This is a genomic window from Carboxylicivirga linearis (assembly GCF_018271995.1).
GTDB lineage: Bacteria > Bacteroidota > Bacteroidia > Bacteroidales > Marinilabiliaceae > Carboxylicivirga > Carboxylicivirga linearis.
In genome coordinates this window covers 731538-750760 of the sequence record NZ_JAGUCO010000001.1, presented here as the reverse complement: position 1 = coordinate 750760, position 19223 = coordinate 731538, and the positions used below count along the sequence as shown (strand labels likewise).

General features: G+C 36.5%; 14 protein-coding genes. 1 reads left to right on the top strand and 13 read right to left on the bottom strand.

Annotated elements, in window-relative coordinates:
* Window positions 1–177: 177 nt before the first annotated feature.
* The 6 genes from KEM10_RS03280 to KEM10_RS03255 form a co-directional block, all read right to left on the bottom strand.
* A complete protein-coding gene (locus KEM10_RS03280; protein ID WP_212213446.1) occupies window positions 178–2175 on the bottom strand; it encodes a hypothetical protein in 1998 nt (665 codons plus the stop codon).
* A 27-nt stretch (window positions 2176–2202) separates the two neighbouring features.
* Window positions 2203–3822 carry a RagB/SusD family nutrient uptake outer membrane protein gene (locus KEM10_RS03275; protein ID WP_212213444.1) on the bottom strand — a complete coding sequence of 540 codons (1620 nt, stop codon included), beginning with the start codon at window positions 3820–3822 and terminating at the stop codon, window positions 2203–2205.
* A 16-nt stretch (window positions 3823–3838) separates the two neighbouring features.
* Window positions 3839–7009, bottom strand: coding sequence for a SusC/RagA family TonB-linked outer membrane protein (locus tag KEM10_RS03270; protein WP_212213442.1), 3171 nt, complete (start codon window positions 7007–7009; stop codon window positions 3839–3841).
* A gap of 532 nt (window positions 7010–7541) precedes the next feature.
* The gene (locus KEM10_RS03265) at window positions 7542–9002 is read right to left on the bottom strand and encodes an aminoacyl-histidine dipeptidase (protein WP_212213441.1); all 1461 of its coding nucleotides are present in this window, start codon (window positions 9000–9002) and stop codon (window positions 7542–7544) included.
* 40 nt (window positions 9003–9042) lie between these two features.
* Window positions 9043–10152, bottom strand: a complete 1110-nt coding sequence (locus KEM10_RS03260) for a DUF4831 family protein (RefSeq protein ID WP_212213440.1) — start codon at window positions 10150–10152, stop codon at window positions 9043–9045.
* Between the two features lie 146 nt (window positions 10153–10298).
* Complete coding sequence (locus KEM10_RS03255; protein ID WP_212213438.1) at window positions 10299–11807, bottom strand: NAD(P)H-hydrate dehydratase; 1509 nt, start codon at window positions 11805–11807, stop codon at window positions 10299–10301.
* Window positions 11808–11949: 142 nt separating this feature from the next.
* Between KEM10_RS03255 and KEM10_RS03250 the strand changes: the two genes are divergently transcribed.
* On the top strand, window positions 11950–13476 hold the full coding sequence (locus tag KEM10_RS03250) for a peptide MFS transporter (RefSeq protein ID WP_212213437.1): 1527 nt from the start codon (window positions 11950–11952) through the stop codon (window positions 13474–13476).
* A 130-nt stretch (window positions 13477–13606) separates the two neighbouring features.
* Here the strand turns inward: KEM10_RS03250 and KEM10_RS03245 are convergent, their stop codons facing one another.
* From KEM10_RS03245 to KEM10_RS03215, 7 genes are all read right to left on the bottom strand, one after another.
* A complete protein-coding gene (locus tag KEM10_RS03245) occupies window positions 13607–14413 on the bottom strand; it encodes a universal stress protein (protein ID WP_212213436.1) in 807 nt (268 codons plus the stop codon).
* A gap of 285 nt (window positions 14414–14698) precedes the next feature.
* Window positions 14699–15058, bottom strand: coding sequence for a hypothetical protein (locus KEM10_RS03240; protein ID WP_212213435.1), 360 nt, complete (start codon window positions 15056–15058; stop codon window positions 14699–14701).
* A 127-nt stretch (window positions 15059–15185) separates the two neighbouring features.
* Window positions 15186–15644, bottom strand: coding sequence for a hypothetical protein (locus KEM10_RS03235; RefSeq protein WP_212213434.1), 459 nt, complete (start codon window positions 15642–15644; stop codon window positions 15186–15188).
* Between the two features lie 21 nt (window positions 15645–15665).
* Complete coding sequence (locus KEM10_RS03230) at window positions 15666–17471, bottom strand: V-type ATP synthase subunit I (RefSeq protein WP_212213432.1); 1806 nt, start codon at window positions 17469–17471, stop codon at window positions 15666–15668.
* An 8-nt stretch (window positions 17472–17479) separates the two neighbouring features.
* Entirely contained in the window at window positions 17480–18088 is a 609-nt protein-coding gene (locus KEM10_RS03225; RefSeq protein ID WP_212213430.1) for a V-type ATP synthase subunit D, read from the bottom strand.
* A complete protein-coding gene (locus tag KEM10_RS03220; RefSeq protein ID WP_212213428.1) occupies window positions 18088–18591 on the bottom strand; it encodes a DUF2764 family protein in 504 nt (167 codons plus the stop codon). The genes KEM10_RS03225 and KEM10_RS03220 overlap by 1 nt, the downstream gene beginning before the upstream one ends.
* 2 nt (window positions 18592–18593) lie before the next feature.
* Entirely contained in the window at window positions 18594–19199 is a 606-nt protein-coding gene (locus tag KEM10_RS03215) for a hypothetical protein (RefSeq protein ID WP_212213425.1), read from the bottom strand.
* Window positions 19200–19223 lie beyond the last annotated feature (24 nt).

Here is a 19223-nt window from a genome sequence, read left to right as displayed (position 1 = left end):
AGAATGCTGATATGTTTTTGATACCTTAAGTCAGGCAGTGAGTGAAGTTTTTCAAAATTGGTGAGTGTTCGACTTATTTGAAAGAGAAATAAATTGGTCGTATTGACATTCAGCAAACAATCTATAAAAAAAGGATGCCTTACGACATCCTTTTCTTTATTTTAATTTATAATCGTCTCAGAATATCACAGTACTAGAAACAGACTTTCTTAATTGTTTTGAACTTCGTTTCCCTTGAATCTCAAAATTACTTATAGGTGCACTCGATTTTTCAACACTTACCAAATCACGAGCAATAAGATTATAAATTGGTACCATCATTGATGAGGCAGTTTCCATAACAGGTTCAAACATTACATCAGAATAACCATCAACCCAACCCCCAGCAGTCTCACTACGGATCAGATATCCAGTTGGAGCACTAGTTTCATCTGGCACAATATTACCTGACATATTAAATCTCATAACTAATGGTGCATCTGTATAATATGAACCTCCATCAAAAGTATAAAGAGTCATATCATAAACTGTTTCACCAGAAACAAAATCGTCTAAAACTTGTGGAGCAATCGATATCGTACTAGTAGCTTTATCATAAGTAGCAATCACATCACCTGAATATGCAATACCAGAAATAGCTAATGTACCAGCTTCTGTTCCTTCCGAGATCATCACATCAAAATCTGCATCAGGATCTCCAAATGGACTAACTCCTGACATAGTGAAAGCACCAATGAAATCATCTTTTGTATAAGAAACGGCCTCTAATGAATAAAAGAATTTCTCAGCAAATTCACCAACTATTGTACCATCAGCATAATGAAATACTAAACCAAGAGTATAAACTGTAACACCTTTTTCTGTTGTTTCAACTGATGATTCAATATCCTCACTTTGAGAAACAAAAACCTCTTGACCAAATACTTCAGCTCCTGTTGGTTGATTTTCGGGTATTTTCACACTACCTTCTTCTTCATAATAAAAAGCAAGTCCCTTTCCTCCAGCATACAAATCAGCAAGATAATATAGATTTTTATAATCACTATCAACATTATCGGGGTCGGCATCAATGGCTTTAGCAATAGTTTGATTCCACTCATCTCCATATGCAGCAGAAGCAAATTCACCTACCTCACCTTCTATAGTTTCATACTCAACATCATTATAGTCCTCAATTTTAAGATTTGCAGCAATATAAGCCTCTTTTGTTAGGTAGATATAAGTTGGAGTAGAACAAACACTTTCAGCACCATCATTATAATCAGCCATCTTAATATACAATGAACTAGCTGGAAATGTAATCACACCATCTGCTAATGTTCCTAAAGGATAGGATGAAAGATCATCTGATAAATTCCCATAAATTGATCCTATTGAAAACATTCCATATGACCATGCTACGCCTAAATCATGTGCGGACATAAATACATCTCCTGATGTACCTGAAGGATTATATATCTCAATAGTTGTATACCAATCTTGGCTTTCATCCATTTCACCTGGCCAAGTTGCATAATACCCATCATATATACCGTCTGCATCAGGTACAGCAACCCAATCATCACCATCCCATGCTCCAGAAGCTGGTTTATAAGCATTTTTAAAGCGGTAGCGAACAGATTCACCTAATTGTGCTTTTTCGGCTTCAACATACATAGGTACAATGCTTACTCCATAAAAAGTTGAGAAAGTACCATCTACATAAACCATTGGTTCTTCTATGGCTTCCCATTTTATACGAGAAACAGAAGTTTCAACATAAGGTATTGTTGAAGCATAAGGGTTTACAAAAGCATCACCTTCAACTGCCAATTTCAAATTATACGCAACACCTTCTGCCGCAGTCGGGAATGTAATTGTAAATTCTACATCGGTTTCTCCATCTGCAAAACTAATTGAACTAGGAACAACAAATATATCATCTGTATTCATTTCAACAACGATAGGTACATCAACACTACCTGTTGATACGGTACGAGATATTGTTAACGTCAATTCCTTTTCATCATTAGGCTCTAATTCAAATAAGGCCTGATTTGATGTTGGGAAATATACACCTTGACAGCCTTCTGGAGCAGAAGGACTAGGTGTAACTTTATCTTCCCATTCACTACACCCTACAAACAAAGTAGATAGTGCAAAAAGAAAAGCTATATATAATTTATTAAACTTCATATAATTAATATTTATAGTAAAACAAAATTAGTCAATATCAGCAACAGGCTCTGGAGCTGGTGCAGCAGGATTATTATCTCCATGACCGATTAATGGGTTGGCTTCTATTTCCGGTTCTGATATTCTCCATAAAAGTATATCACTATTTGATGGAATATTAAATATAACAGATGCATTAATAAAACCAGCACCTCTTCTGTCTACTCCTTTATTTAAACGCATTATATCAAACCAATTCATACCTTCACCCCATAACTCAACACGACGTTGATGATAAACTTCCTCTTGAATACCTTCAGGACTACTTGCATTACAAACATAACTAGGATCACGATAAGACTTCACAAACGTTTCTAATGCTCCTTTACCATCTCCTCCGCTCATCGCAAGAGCTTCAGCTTTGATAAGGTACATTTCCTCTATTCGCATTAATGGAACATCGTTGGAGTTTGTTGTTGTAGCAACTTCATTATTATAGGGAGCAAATTTCACATGTGTATATGGACGGTAACCAACTTCAACCATTTGAGCTGCTTGAGCTGCATTTAGATTAGCCGATTCACCATTTTCATCTAAAAACCATCCTTTACGAATATCAGTATCAGGAATAGTATTAAAAAGTTTTTTACTTATCTGTCTTCCACCATTATAATTACAGTACCCCCAGTTAAGAGATCCTAAATGTGAAATCCAGTTAACGATACCTGAAGTAACTACTCCATCTGTTTCATTAATAATGATACCCCACATCCAATTAGATTCGTTAACAGACATAAACGAAGGCTTACCTACATCTTCCATTGTACCTGGAGTTGCATCACTTGCATCTATGGCACTTTGAGCATCAGCAGCAGCCTCAGCGTAATTATGCATAGTCAGGTTGATACGAGCTCTTAACCCATAAGCAACTGCAAGACTAACATAACGCTTATCATCGCGTACAACAGGTTCTTCAGCTTCTTCCGCATCACTAAGTAGTGCAATAGCAGAATTAATATCAGCTAACATCAGATTATAAACCTCCTGAACAGTTGCTCGTGGAGCACCTGCAAGAGCTACCTCGTTAGCGTTTAAATGAGTAACAATAGGTACACATGGTTTTGCTTCGTTACCTTTATAGTTAAACTGATATAGTTGAGCTAGGTTCCAGTAGCTAAAAGCACGAACAGCTAATCCTTGAGCAAGATAAAACTGGGAAGGAGTTTCTTCCGTTTCCTCATCAATTGATCCAATTACGCTATTACAATTATAAATAATTGAATACATGTCATTCCATACAATCTGAGCTTCGTTAGAGTCGAACTCTCTATCAGAGAAATCAAGACTACTATTAGCCCAGTTGTATCCAATAACTTCCATTACCATATCTTCACCATTTGCATCAGTAAACATCATTACTGATGGATAACCGAAGTCATTATGGCGAGTTACATCACCAAGAGCTGTATAATTTGGTGCGTATTGTGTAAACTGAGCAAAAATTGAATTTACACTAGCTTTAGCTTTAGCAGGATCATTTGCATAAACCTCCTCTTTTGTACCTTGGGTAATCTCATCCCCTTCAGGTGCCGTATTTAAACTATCTTCACACCCATAAAAAAACATCAAAACAGGTGCTAATAGAGTATATAAATATTTTCTTTTCATATCAATCATTTAAAAATTAAAAGGATAAGTTAAGACCTCCTGATATTGTACGAATTGGTGTATAACGTGCTGTTGTAGCAGTGGTAAAACTCTGACGAGGATCTAAACCTTTTCGTTTTGTCCACAAAGCAACATTTTCTGCCGCTAAATAAATTCTAACTTTTGAAATATTCACTCGACTAATAAGATTATTCGGTAATGAATATCCAATTGTAATATTGTTAAGACTTAAATAATCTGAACTTGTTAACCAACGTGTCGATATAGAATTAGTATACCTATCATTAGCATTTAAACGAGGTACATCAGTTGTTTGATTTTCAGGTGTCCAGGCATTGTAAATATCTTTATGCCAATTCTGACCAGCACTACTTGAGTATCCTCCATGCATTAAACGTCTATAACCAGCGTCATAGATTTCACCACCTAACTGGTAAGAGGCCTGTACGGAAACATCAAAACCGTAAAAATCTAAAGACGTACCAAATCCACCATATACGGTTGGCAATAAATCATCAGAAGGCTTTTTATAAGTACTAGCTAAGGCATAATCAGCAGTTTCAAACTCGTCTCCGTTCTCGTCTAAAGCAATATACATAGCTTCTCCAGTCTCATCATTAACTCCAGCATACTCAACCAGATTCATACGGTACATTGATTGACCTTCTTCATAAATCCTTGTTCCATCAACAAAGCTTCCGTTAAGATCCGGATGTAGTTCATTAATTTTGTTCTTAATAAAGGTACCATTAGCATTAAAATTCCAATTTAAATTAGAAGTTTTAATAATGTCATAAGATAAAGCTACTTCTAAACCTGAATTTGTCATTGAGCCAATATTCATTGGAATTTCAGGAAAACCGGCACTAGGATTCACTGGCTTATAGTATAACATATCGGTTGATTTACGTCCAAAATACTCGACTGTACCTGATAACCTGTGAGCAAGAAAAGCAAAATCAACTCCTACATTATAAGTAGTTGATGTCTCCCATGTTAAATCTGGATTACCTTTATATGCTAGCGCTCCATCTGAGAAAACGCCATCTGCACCACCTACTTCAAATTGATCCATATAGGCATAATAATTACCTATAGCATCATTTCCTTGCTCTCCATAAGAAGCTTTCAATTTTAACATATTAATCCAAGACAGAGAACTCATAAATGACTCATTAGTAATCATCCAAGCTGCACTTGCCGAATAGAAATTACCCCAACGATTATCAGGATGAAAACGAGATGAAGCATCCCTTCTGTAAGCCACATTAAAGAAATAGGTGTCTCTTAATGAATAATTTACACGTCCAAAGATACCTTGAGTTGCATATTCATCCTTCTTACCACCTCCACGTAATTGGTCAATGGCATTACTTACATAATAAGATTCAGGATTGTATAGGTTTTGTCCAGAAGCAAAATTATACTCATAAGTATAATTATATCCATCATAACCAGCTGTAATATCTATCTGATTCTCATCTTGTATTGAGAATTGATAATTTGCAACATATTGTTGGTTAAATCCAACAGTCCTGTATGCTTGTTGCCAAGCGGTACCTCCATATGCGGCGCTCTGGCCCATATATGCATTTCCAAGATCATTATAGCGTGTATTATCTACATTCAAACCATAACGTGCATTTATCTTAAGACCTTCAATAGGAGAAATTTCTGCAAACCAACTAGAATTTACAACATCCATTATGTAGTCTCTCTTATTGTACTTAAGATCTCCTGCAGGGTTAGCAATAGACATAAATGGACGATCAAAATTAGTACTTACACCATCACCATAGTCATATAAATTACGACCATTATTCTGCAAAATTTGCATAGTCTCAGAATCTCTTACATATATTGGGTAAATTGGAGCAATGTAATTAGCAATAAAGAATGCATTTCCACTAGAACTAACTTCAGTTTGTTCTGAAGGATAGTTACTTTCTATGCTATTAATATTAACGTTAGCTCCCACTTTTAACCAATCATTAATCTTTTGATCACCTTTTAACCGTCCAGAAAAACGAGTGAATCCAGACCCATCGACAACACCATTATCATCTAAATATCCAAAAGACATATAGAAAGAGTTACTTTGTGAACCAGCAGAAATAGATAGATTATATTCCTGTCTAGGATTTGAAGTAAAAGTTTCATCAGCCCAATTATCAGGAGTATAATAGTACTGTCCATCACTATATCCCAAAGTCGCGTTAGGATTTAGTTTTCCATTAGCCCCAATCAGATTCTCTCCATCAGGAACGGTATAAACTTGATATCCTAATCCTCCATCACCATTTGAGGTAATAGTTTCATTAGCATAAATATTCGCTTCAACAGGCGTTAGATTCATACCTAATCCTGCATTATAAATTGACTCGTAAGCTCTCTCGTAATAATTCTGTGGACTAGTTAACACATCATAGTTTTCAAGAGCACGTGAGTTCATTCCGTACTTTGCATCAAAATTAACTACAACTCTACCTGCTTTACCTTTTTTAGTTGTGATCATGATAATACCATTGGCTCCTCGCGATCCATAAAGTGCAGTTGAGGCTGCATCTTTTAAAACAGTCATCGATTCGATATCAGATGAGTTAATTGATGATAAATCCCCATCAAATGGAACCCCATCTAAAACGTATAAAGGATCTGAGTCTGCATTAATAGAACCAACTCCCCTAATACGTATAGTTGCATCTGCACCAGGCTGACCATTATTACTAAGAACCTGAACTCCAGCAGCTGAACCTGCCAAAGCCTGCGATATATTAGAGACTTGGCGTTTCTCAATCGCTTCTGCATCAACTACTGCAGCAGATCCAGTATAAGATCCTTTTGTTGATGTACCATATGCAACCACAATTACTTCATCAATATCCTCAGCATCGCTAGACATTGAGACACTGATTGTTGATTGACCAGCAATTTCAACTTCTTGCGTAGTCATCCCTACAAACGAGAATACTAAAGTTGTTGCATCATTAGGAACGGCTAAACTGTATGTACCGTCAGGTTTTGTTACAGTACCAACAGTTGTTCCTTTTACAAAAACTGATACACCAGGTATAGCCATACCATCATTTGCATCAGTTACTTTACCGGTTATATTTGTAGTTTGGGCAAAAAGTGCCTGCAATCCCACAATAACCATAAACGAAAGCGCTAAAAGTACTTTCTTCATAGACTAAAGGTTTAAATTAATAAATAGGACAATTATTCAATTCTAATGTAAAAATAACAATCTGTATTAATTTTTAAAACTTTTTAACATTGTATTTTTACTTTACTTTCCTAACTAAGGACGAGAAACCTATAATAAACAACTCTTTTATGACATCTGTCATGTTTTTGCTACTTAAATTGTTAAAACTAGATATGTTATCTATTTTAACAACCGACCATTTGGTCCTCTCATTTTCAAGAAATTATAAAGAACGATGTTTATTAAAATAATACAAATTGTTATTTTCACTAATCCAAAGATATAACCTTTTTGAGAAAAAAAAGTTTTTAAAATTTTAGTACCCCTATTTTTCACAATACCTTTTGTGATTTTTTTTGAAAATTCCACAAAATAAAAGCTCAGAATCAACCTTTCAAGTAAATAAAATACATAAATCGATACTATACTATTAAGACGTATCCTATAGATAGAAATAAAAAACCCGATTGCGTTACAACCGGGTTTTGACGATATATAGATGTATAACATCTTACTTTTCAGGAATGTCCTGTAAAGTTTCAACTAGAAACTCCCAAAACTTTTCAACCGTTTCAATATTTACTTTTTCATCCGGAGAGTGAGGAAATCGTATGGTTGGCCCAAAAGAGATCATATCCCAATGTGGATATGCGCTACCTAGAATACCACATTCTAACCCTGCATGAATTGCTTTAATTTCCGGAATCTTTCCCCATTTCTTATTATAAACTTCCTGCATTGTTTTTAAAATGGGCGAATCCATATTAGGTTTCCAGCCAGGATATTGACCTCCGAAAGTTACTTCAGCACCTGCCAGACGGAATGTACTTTCAATTGACGACTCCACATCTTCCTTTGCGGTATCAACAGAACTTCGAATTAAGCATTTGGCTTCAATAACTCCATCACCAGACTTAACCGATGCCAGGTTAGTAGATGTTTCAACCAGACCTTCCATATCATTACTAAATCGAATAACCCCATTAGGACATGCCTGAACAGCATTTATTAAATCATCCTGCACTACTTCATTTATCACCCCCGAAGGTATATCCACTGCATCAGCCAAAAAGGAAATAGAAGGCTCAACACCTTTATACTCTTCTTTGTATATATCTTCAAATTCTTCTATCGATTCTAATAGCTCGTCAGCATTATCGGCAGGTAACGTTATTACTGCAAAAGCTTCACGTGGAATAGCGTTTCGTAAACTTCCTCCATCTATTGAAGCCAAACGGACATCAAGATTTGCGATTGCAAATTTTAAAAAGCGGATCATTAATTTATTAGCATTCCCTCTGCCTCTATTGATATCCAATCCCGAATGACCACCTTTTAATCCAGTTAGGTTTAACTTATATGCAACCGAACCTTCTGGAACAGCCTCTTCTGCATATTTAAACACAATATTAGCATCAGTTCCACCCGCACATCCAACATATAATTCACCTTCATCTTCCGAATCCATATTCAACAGAATATCACCTTGCAGTAACCCAGCTTTTAAAGCATTGGCTCCAGTCATTCCAGCTTCTTCATCCATTGTTATCAAAGCTTCAACCGGCCCATGTTGAATATCCGTTGCCTTCAGAACAGCCATTGCCGCTGCAACCCCAATACCATTATCAGCACCTAGAGTAGTTCCATTGGCAGTTACCCAGCCGTCTTCAATATATGTTTCAATCGGATCAGTTTCGAAATTATGCTGTTTATCGCTATTCTTTTGAGGCACCATATCAATATGCCCCTGCAGTATCACACCTTTTCTATTTTCCATCCCCGGCGTGGCAGGCTTTCTAATAATAACATTACCCACTTCATCACGAATGGTTTCAAATCCTAAATCTTTTCCAAAGTTTTCGATAAAATCAATGGCTTTTCCTTCTTTCTTTGATGGTCGGGGAATCTGAGTTAGCTGGTAAAAACTTTCCCATAATCCTTGTGGAGCTAACTTAGCTATTTCGTTACTCATAATAATCTATTTATTTGGGGGAGTATATTATTGAATATTGTTATAATTTCGCACTTCTTTTAATTGATTGCAAGGCACCTGTTTTTTCATCTAATTGTATGGAAACTCTTTCCTCTTCCAGGATGGTTGATGGCAAGCTAATTAATTGTCCATACTGTCCAAGATAAACTTCTTGCTCTTTAATCAATTGATTACGATCGATTAATTTCACAATGACCTTGCCAGGCTTACAGTAAAACAATCCGTTTCTTACTTCATCTTTTGAAGGAGGTAGCGGAGCATCAGGTATTTTAGGTTGCTCCTCAGCTTTTATTTCAATATATACAGGAGCTCCACTTACATCCATTTTATCAACTATACCTTTTACGGAAGAGAAGCGAAATAACACATCTGATTCGGCACTTAAACTACTTGGCTCCAGATCAAATATTTTAGTTTCCGTTACGTTCACTTTTTTTCCTACAAATAACTCTAAAAACGATTGCTCAAGATCATTTAACTCCTGTATCATTACTTCATACGCCTGTCCATCAGGAGGTAGTTGCTCAAAATCACTTGCCAATATTTTAAATCTACGCTTTCGTAACTTGTAAATAAAGTTGGCTGCTTCCTGTGCCATTGCTGCCGTTGATGTTTTTTCGAGTTGTTTGCCTAGCATTGCAACATCATTAAAATTAACATCATCAACATCTGGAAGAGGGATATAATCATATTTCTTTAACGCCGAAGACTGTTCTATAACTACATCTGAATTAATGCCATACAAAACACCATCACCAGTTAAATTAATCAAAGGTGCAACATTATTTCCTTCATAACTAATTGCGAATTGCTTTGAGGGATCAGGCAAACCATAAGATGAAATATCCACATCCTTTATTTTCCACTCTACTTTATCTTCGGTAACAACATCTGTTACATTTAACATCTTCTGCGAATACCTATAAAAAGGACCTACTTTAAAAATGGTTTTTTCTACGGTTACGGCCACCTTGAGATGGGTTGTTGGCAGGCTATATATAATATTGTTTGTCGTTGCATTCTGCATGGACGAAACAGCCTTAACATTAACTTTGGATGGAATAGTTTTCTCTCCGGCGCATGATGCCAACAGAGCTACTGTTGATAAAACAAACAAAAACTTCTTCATTCTTCAATAATTTTCAAAACAGTCTATTATCGATTAATACTATTAGGGAAGCGGTAAGCATCAAAGGTAAACGAAAAAAAATGAATCACCAAGGCTATTGACCAACTGCAACAACCCTCAAAACAGTTTATTCTACAACTTTATACTCAATGCAAAAATCTAAATGCAGCTTTTAAATGATTAATAATATCACTTGCAATCAACGATTCTACATAACCATCTTCTACGAAAATATCCGCAGCTAAACCATGAATATACACAGCTAAACGAGCAGCATCTATTGAAGGATACCCTTGAGCTAGAAAGGACAATACAATTCCAGTTAAAACATCTCCACTTCCTGCAGTAGCCATTCCTGGATTTCCTGTTGGATTAAAATAGCATTTTCCATCTTTATTTATTACAGCTGTATATGCGCCTTTTAATATTAAAACAATCTGTTTCTCTTTAGCCAATACAACAGCCTTTTGTAATCTTTCAGATGCATTAGCAGATTTACCAACTAAGCGATCAAACTCTCCGGGATGTGGAGTTAGAATCGCATTTTCAGGTAACAACTTCCAACTGCGCTCATCTTTACTTATTATATTGATGGCGTCCGCATCTAAAACCAGTGCTTTACTTCCCACCTCCTGCAACAATTCAAACAATGCTGTTATAGTATTTGGTTTTGTCCCTATTCCCGGGCCAATACCAATAGCTTTATAATCCTCAAGATCGGGATGCTCGGATATTAGAATATCGGATCGATCAATATTAACCATTGCTTCAGGAACGGAACTTTGCATAATTTCATACCCCAACCGAGGAATATGAGTGGTTAGCAATCCTACACCCGATCTTAAACAAGCTTTAGATGCCAAAACAGCAGCACCCATTTTTCCGTATGAACCTGCCAATAATAATGCATGACCGAAAGTACCTTTATGATCAAATTTATTTCTCGATTTTGATAACCTACTAATTTCGGTATGATCTGTTAAAAAAAATGGTGATTCGGCATCAACAATTGCTTTCTGGTCCAATCCAATATCCACAACTTCCCAATCACCTACAAACGAGTAATTATCAGCCAGCAAAAAAGCCAATTTAGGTAACTGAAAACTAATTGTATAATCAGCTTTAATGCAAGATTTTAAATTCTCATCTGTATTATACTCACAGTATAAACCCGAAGGCACATCAATGGACACAACCTTATTATCCATTTCATTTACTTCTGATATCAATTGGGCAAAAGCACCAGAAACCGGTTTATTTAATCCACTACCAAACAAACCATCAACAATCCATTCATTAGATTGCAAGTTTATTTTAGTTGATTTTTCAACTTCTGTTATTGAGCAATTAGTATTTCTTAATCGCTTAAAGTTAATCTCAGCATCAGGTGATAATTTACCACTTGAGCTCTTAACAAGAAAAATCCGCACCTCTCTCTCTTGTTGAATCAGCATTCTGGCCACAGCCAAAGCGTCGCCTCCATTATTACCTGGCCCTGCCAAAACAACCACAGGATCATTTGGACTCAACTCTGCAACTCTTTTAAAAAAAGCTTCCGCTGCTCGCTCCATTAAATCTATAGAGGCAATAGGTTCATTTTCAATCGTCGCCTTATCAACCCCTCTTATTTGTTGTGCTTCTAAAATTTTTGTCATTTTTTTAAAGAGAAATCCAATTTTATACTATTAAGAATGAGAAATCACATTATTTAAAATGATATTAATGACTACATTTGCCAATTCGAAAATTTAGAAAATAAAAAATAAACCAAATAAAATTGACATCAAATTAAGTAACATGAGTAATAAAGATAGAGCATTTTTCGGACACCCGTTAGGATTATCCACGCTTTTTGCTACCGAGTTTTGGGAACGTTTTAGTTATTATGGAATGAGAGGCTTCTTTGTCCTCTTTTTAACTGCTGAATTAGCAACAGGTGGATTTGGCCTTGATGAAACTGGTGCCTACGCCATTTATGGATTATTTACTTCTCTTGTATACCTAACCCCAATTGCCGGTGGTATTATTGCCGATAAACTTTGGGGACAAAGATTTTCAATATATGTAGGAGCCTTAATGATGGCCCTTGGTCAGTTTGCCATGGCTGCAGGCTCATACTATGGAAAGGTTACTCACACCGGTGAATTACAACATATTCAGCAATTTATGCTTTTTGCCGGATTAGGTCTTTTAATTTTAGGTAATGGATTCTTTAAACCTGTTATCTCAACTATGGTTGGAGGTTTATATCAGGAAGGCGATAACGAAAGAGATAATGGCTTCACCATTTTTTATATGGGTATTAACCTTGGAGCCTTAGTAACTAACTTTATTGGAGGAACTCTTGCCGAAAAAATTGGTTGGCACTGGGGATTTGTAGCTGCCGGTATGGGTATGGTTGCTTCAACAATCTGGTTCTTCATCCGTGAGACTTCAGTACAACAAAGAGAAACTGGTAAAAATATTGGATTACGTCCTAATGATGACGTAATGAACAAGAAAAGACTTAATGGCACCGACTGGGGTAAAATTGTAATGTACGCGTTGGGAATTAGTGCCATGATCTTGGTTATTGTATACGGTATTTTATCATTACCTAGCCTTGTTACCAACATTATTGCAATCTCGGCAGCTGTTATTGGATTTAGTTATTTAGGAGTGACTATTTACAAAGGTACCTCTGGCAAAACAGAATGGAGTCGTGTGGGTGTTATCTTAGTATTAGCACTATTCAACATAGCTTTCTGGTCGGGATTTGAGCAAGCTGGTACATCTTTTAATACTTTTGCCAAAGACCTTACCGACAGGGTTGTTTTTGGTTGGGAAATCCCTGCATCATGGTTTCAATCAGTAAATGCGCTATTTATTGTATTACTAGCACCAGTATTTACCATTGTGTGGGATAAATTATCAGCCAAAAAAATGAATCCTCGTACGCCTAACAAATTTGGGTTTTCATTGGTATTCTTATCAATAGGCTTCCTAATTATTGCTATTGCAAACGACTATGCAGCAACTTCATTAGTAAGTCCATTCTGGCTTGTATTGGTTTACCTTTTACATACTATGGGTGAACTTTGCATGTCGCCCGTTGGCTTATCAATGATAACCAAACTATCACCTCAAAAAATCACATCAGTAATGATGGGTACATGGTTTGCATCTATTGCTTTAGGTAACTACCTGGCAGCTGCTATGACCGCCTTTTGTAACTGGTTAGGCTTACCTACTTTCTATTTTATTGCTATCTATTCAATTATTTTGGCAGGTGTAGCATTTGCTGTTGCTCCAAAACTGAATAAAATGATGAAAGGAGTTCACTAGTAGCTCGTTTTAAAATATATCTCAGCCGGTTTGTTTATAACAAGCCGGCTTTATTATGCTTAAAACTGAATTATAGGATTAAGATTACATGTATTATAAAAAAAGCGACCGAGGCCGCTTTTTTTTATTCTTAATCGTGAAGGATAAGCATTGGATGCTCGGGATGCAATACCATTTGCCTGGTAGTACTAGGATGGAACAAACGTTCGAAGAAACTCTCGTTATGTCGGACTAATGTCACCATGTCAAAATCATGTTCATCCATGAATTTTAAAATACCTTTACTAACATTTTCCCCTTCAATAAAATTAAAATTCAAATCAACTCCCTCAAAGTGACCTGCAATTTTTTCTTCTGCATCTAAACGATTAACGTATTCATCTTCTAAAACATTGACAAAACTAATTCCGGCATCAAATTGATGTGCAATATCACGCAGTGGTTGAACAACATCATCCAATTTCACATCCTTTAAATCGGTTGCAAATACAATTTTTTCTGGTTTTTTAAACTTAGCATGTTTAGGAACAACTAACATGGCAGCTTCTACATTTTTAACCACCTCATAGGCATTGCTACCTAACAAGAAGTTTTCAAGCGCTGTTTCTCCTCTACATCCTAAAACAATCAACTCGGGTTTAAAATCAGAAACTTCATTTTTTACAACATCAAGCAAAGAACCAAATCGGGAAGCGAGTTCAATACGAGCATTCGGGAAGCGCCTGTGCAAAACAGACAATTCATTTTTTAAGCCTTTCAGGCTTTCCTGTGCCAACTCTTCTTTTACCTGCATAATATATGGGCTACCGCTAAACTCAAGATCGTAGGAATTTAATAAGTCGAAATAAACCTTTTCATTTTCAAACATCTTGAGAGCATAAATAGCGGCATTCCTGGCTGTATCTGAAAAGTCGGTCAATAATAAAATCCTTTTCATAATTCAAAACTTTTTCAATTTCAAAGTTTTTCTTGTACAATGGCCGCTGTTGGCTTAGGAAGACTCTCATTCGAACTTTTTCGATGAGCAATGACTGTAATATCAATAAAACGGTAAGAATAAAAAGGAATAATTCCTTTTTTGAGAACGTTACTTATATAGTATACGAATGATGCTGGATTTTGGTTAGAATTTTAATGTAAGATAATCCACATTTAATCAATATTAAATGCATTTTGATCAATTATGTGTAACTCAAATCCGTTGTACAGAGTAATTAACCCTTTAAGATACTTTCAGACTCAAGCGCCTAAGAACAAAGCGTCCCTCAAGATCCTGATCATCTACACTATGCCCTTCAATTCTATAAGGGTCACTTATTTCAGCAATTCTATCATCCAAACAATACTCAATCTCATATGGACTCTCTAAAACAGTATAGCAAACTCCTTTTAAAAGCAATTGATTATTATCCAATTCACCAGCCACTTCTATGTCAATCATAAATTGACCATCATCATAAATATACTCTGTATAAATCAAGGAACCGGTTATCTTATTTCCGTCTTGTTTCAACAGCGCATATCCCATATCAAATCCGGCTTCAAATTGCTCAAAAAAACTCCATTGCCCTGTCAGATCCATATTAAAATTTAATAGTTTATCAGGTTAAGATTTGTATTAAAGAACAACCTTAAACCAATCAATAAAAAAAAGAGCTGGCAAATATACCAACTCTTTTATAAAAAACACTTCTTACTAATATCTTAGATTATGCTCCTGGGATACCGCCCATACCAAATACCATGGCAAGAAGAGCAACTGTTTCGATAATACCCATAGCAGCAATATACATACCTGCACCTTGCTTATCATCAACTGCTAAGTTTGAACAGGCAGCAGCTCCTGCTTTTCCTTGCATAATAGCAGATGCAGCAATTGCAATACCAACAAATAAAGCAAAAACCATTTGGTTCATATAGCTATCAGGATTCAAATCCGCACCCATTAACGAATTCATAAAAATCATACCATAAATCACCTGACTTAAAGGCATACCAACCATTGCTAAAGCCAATGAAGGTAACTTCTTTTTATCCTTAATAGATTGCTTCCAAAGTCCCATTGCACCCATGGCAGCAATACCGGTTCCGATTGCTGAACCTACTCCTGCGATTCCTAAAGCGATGGCGTGACCACCAAATCCGTTTACTACTGTTAATAATGTCATCGTATTTAATTTTATTAGATTTTACTTATTTTTTAATTTAAATGGGTTGTAATCACTACCCGAAAACTCAACACTGGCATGGCCTGCATATTCCAACATATTTAAGCGAACACCATGAACCAGGACAGCCATTGCTGCAAGTGTCATATTTAATCCGTGCCCAAGAATAAGAACCAAAACAGCTCCAATTCCTGACGCTATGGTAGTGATACCATCACCAATGGCCATATCGTTAAAACTACTTGCCATCAAAACTGTAGATAACCCTACCGCATATAAACGGATATATGAAATAACATCTGAAAAACCATTTATTACATTCAAGGGTAAATTACCCAATGAAGACAAGATGCCTTTATAAATAGGATGGCCAGGGCTTGAAAACAGTGCTACCAAAACAGAACCTCCAGCAAATAACCACACCATATAATCGGGCCCTGGAATGGCCAATACCATTTGACTTACCAGAAAATAAAGCCCCCAGATAATAGCAATCCAACCCACCTGAGCAATAACCAATACAGTATTTAGGTATTTCCAACCTTTTTGTATATGACCAATGGTAAGATGAATAGCACCAATCATGAACATGAACTGCTGAATCTTCAGGTTATCTCCTCCGAAACTTGCCAATTGCTGCACTTTTAATTGACTTAAAAATGGAATATTTGCAATGGCTTCAGCTCCAAAGTAGGTTCCTGTAAGAACACCCCAGATCATAACGGATACCGAAAGCGTATAAAACAATCCGAACTCAATCTTCTTGGCAAAGCCTGTTTTCCAGTGAGCAAAAAGTGTCAAGGCGAAAAAGATCAGACCGTAACCAGCATCTCCAACCAATATACCTGTAAAGAAGGTAAAGAAGATTAAAAATACTTTTGACACATCGATCTCATCGTAACCAGGAACCAAGCCCATAAAGCTCATTACGGGCTTTATTTTGTGCGACCACGTTGGATTCTTCAACAAAGTTGGCACTTGATCATATTCATCAGGACGAGGTTCTTTAACCACATACCCCCAACCATTTTGATCAGCTACTTCAACTACACTTTCAACTTTATCTTCCGGAACAAATCCTTCCCAACAACGAACTTTATCATGAAAAGCAATTCCTCCATACTGAACGGTGCGTACTTTTAAACGACGCTCTCTTTCAGCTAATGCTTCTTTCAACAAATCATTCTGCTTACTAAGTTGAAATAGATGCCCCTTGCCTTCTTTCAATTGAGCTGTCTTTTCTGTGATGGCAAGTTCTATTTCCGCTTGAGAATACTTAGAAAATTCTATCTCACGAAAATTCAACGAAGCTTCTTTATCCTCAGAGATAAGCGCAACCTGATTTACACCATTGAACTGCCCTACCACCTTTACGTTTTGCTGATTATGGATAGTTTTCATATCCTTCTCAGACACTTCGTAAAGCTTTAGATACACTCCTTTATTATTGATGGCCTGAATGTCATCAAGCGAGATTTTTCCCCAGGTATCATACCATTCCTGCGCTTTGGTGTATTCAGCAATTTGCCTTTCAAGATGTTTATTCACCTTGTTGATATCTAAAACTTTATCCAACAACGCAATATCACCTCTCTCAATCTTTTTATAATTGCTTACATCAACCGATGCATTTGTTTCTTCTTCACAATTATCTAATATTGAGATGGCTTTCTCCAACTGCTTTATACGGTCCTGAACACGATCAATTGAATCATCCTTAGCGGGTTGAAATGGCTTAATATGCACTAATCCCAATTGCCCTAAAACAGTTAGATCTTCATCCATATCGTTAGTTGGATGAGACATAAAGAGCAATAGTTTTTTCATTTTTATAATCATACCATCACTCCTTCCTTTTGACTGGTTTTAACCACTTTTGCTGTTGCAATCGTCAAACGCTCGTCATCCTGCAATTTCTGACCAATCTTACGAATAGCCGTTTTTGCATTCGGGATACGTCTGTTTTCAAACAGTTTGATTCGGGCACGAACATCTAAAAGTTCTTCCTCCAGCAATCGTATCTGTTCTTCCAAACATTCAATTTCAGCCATCAACTGCAATTGCACCTGCATTAGTTCAATTGCATCATCCACCCATAAAGGAGTATCATCCTCAATGGGCTTTACATTAAAATCAACACCCTCGTATTGATCCACACGTACACCGGCTACATCAATATGCTTAGTAATGACTTTATTAACCGAAATAAATGATTTTATATCTACATGAGAATCACTCATTACAGCTACCCATGGCTCTGCAGCCTTATTGTTCTTATCTATTTCCTGACGGATCTCCTCAATTCGTTCAGCAATTGTATTAATTGTGGACATTAAGGATTTCTCCATGGCTTCGAACAATGGCAACATACGCAATGATACCTTCAGAATTTTCTTCTGACGGGCACGTTCTGTTTTTGTATATTTTATCTTTTGTCCTGCCATTATACCTCCTCCTTTTTAGGTGGATTAACAACGGATGCCAATACCTGCTTTCCTTGTTCTTTATCAAACGAATTCAAACGATTTAAAATCTGCAATCGCAGTTTGTAAACCATTACATCCGTTAGTGTAAACATTTCGCCAGCCAGTATAGTATCCAATTCCTCCCACTGCCACCGCATAATTAGCTTTTCGCGTTCTAACGGATTGGCATTTATAATAGCTTGTGGAAGACGCTGTAAACCGGGTGTTCGTTTTTGAGTTTTAGCTGCTCTTATTTCCGAAATATCATTTTGCATTTCGTTTAACATCACACTAATACTCTTTAAACCAACCTTCCCTTCCGAATCGGTTGCCTTATATATATCTACCGGTTCGAGTTTTTTAAAGTGCTTTGCCGACAGCTGACTTTTGGCATCCTGGGTAAACTCCTCCATCGTAATAGGAGGTACCTGGCCAAAACTCAACGAAGGCAAACTCGACATTAAATAAACCAAGTTTGACATACTTAGTCCTCCTGGCTTTGGGTTATGCGTTCAACCAAATCTTTGTTCAACAAAGCAAACATAGCTTGTTGAATGTCACTATCGCTCAAAACAAACTGAACGCCACTCTTATCGTTTGACTGCACCTCAATTTTAGCATCGCTATTAGCCAACGGTTTTAATTCAACTTGTTGTTTTAAACCTTCGCTGGTAATAAATGCCTCCATGCCTTTTAAAGTGTCGGCAGGTACAGATACTGTTTTGTTTCCTTCGATAGAAGCTACCACGGCTTTTACCAATTCTTGCAGGTATTGTTCCTGAGTAAACAAACTCTCAGTCAATCCTCCAAAAATAGATTCCATGTATTTAAGAACAGCCACTTTAGTTGCTTCAACCATATCGCGCGAAGCTTGTTTTAAAGCAGTTTGAGCATTTTTACCTGTTTGCTCTGCTTTTGTATTGGCTTCATCTATAATGGTCTTTTTTTGAGCTTCTGCATCAGAAATAATTGCTTCCGCTTGTTTTTTAGCCTCTTCAATAATGCGTTGCTTTTCAGCTTCTCCTGCATTAATTCCTTGCTCTTTTAGCTTGGCAACAATCCCTTCCAGATTTTCTTTATTATCGTTCATTTCTTTTTCTTTTAAATAGATAAC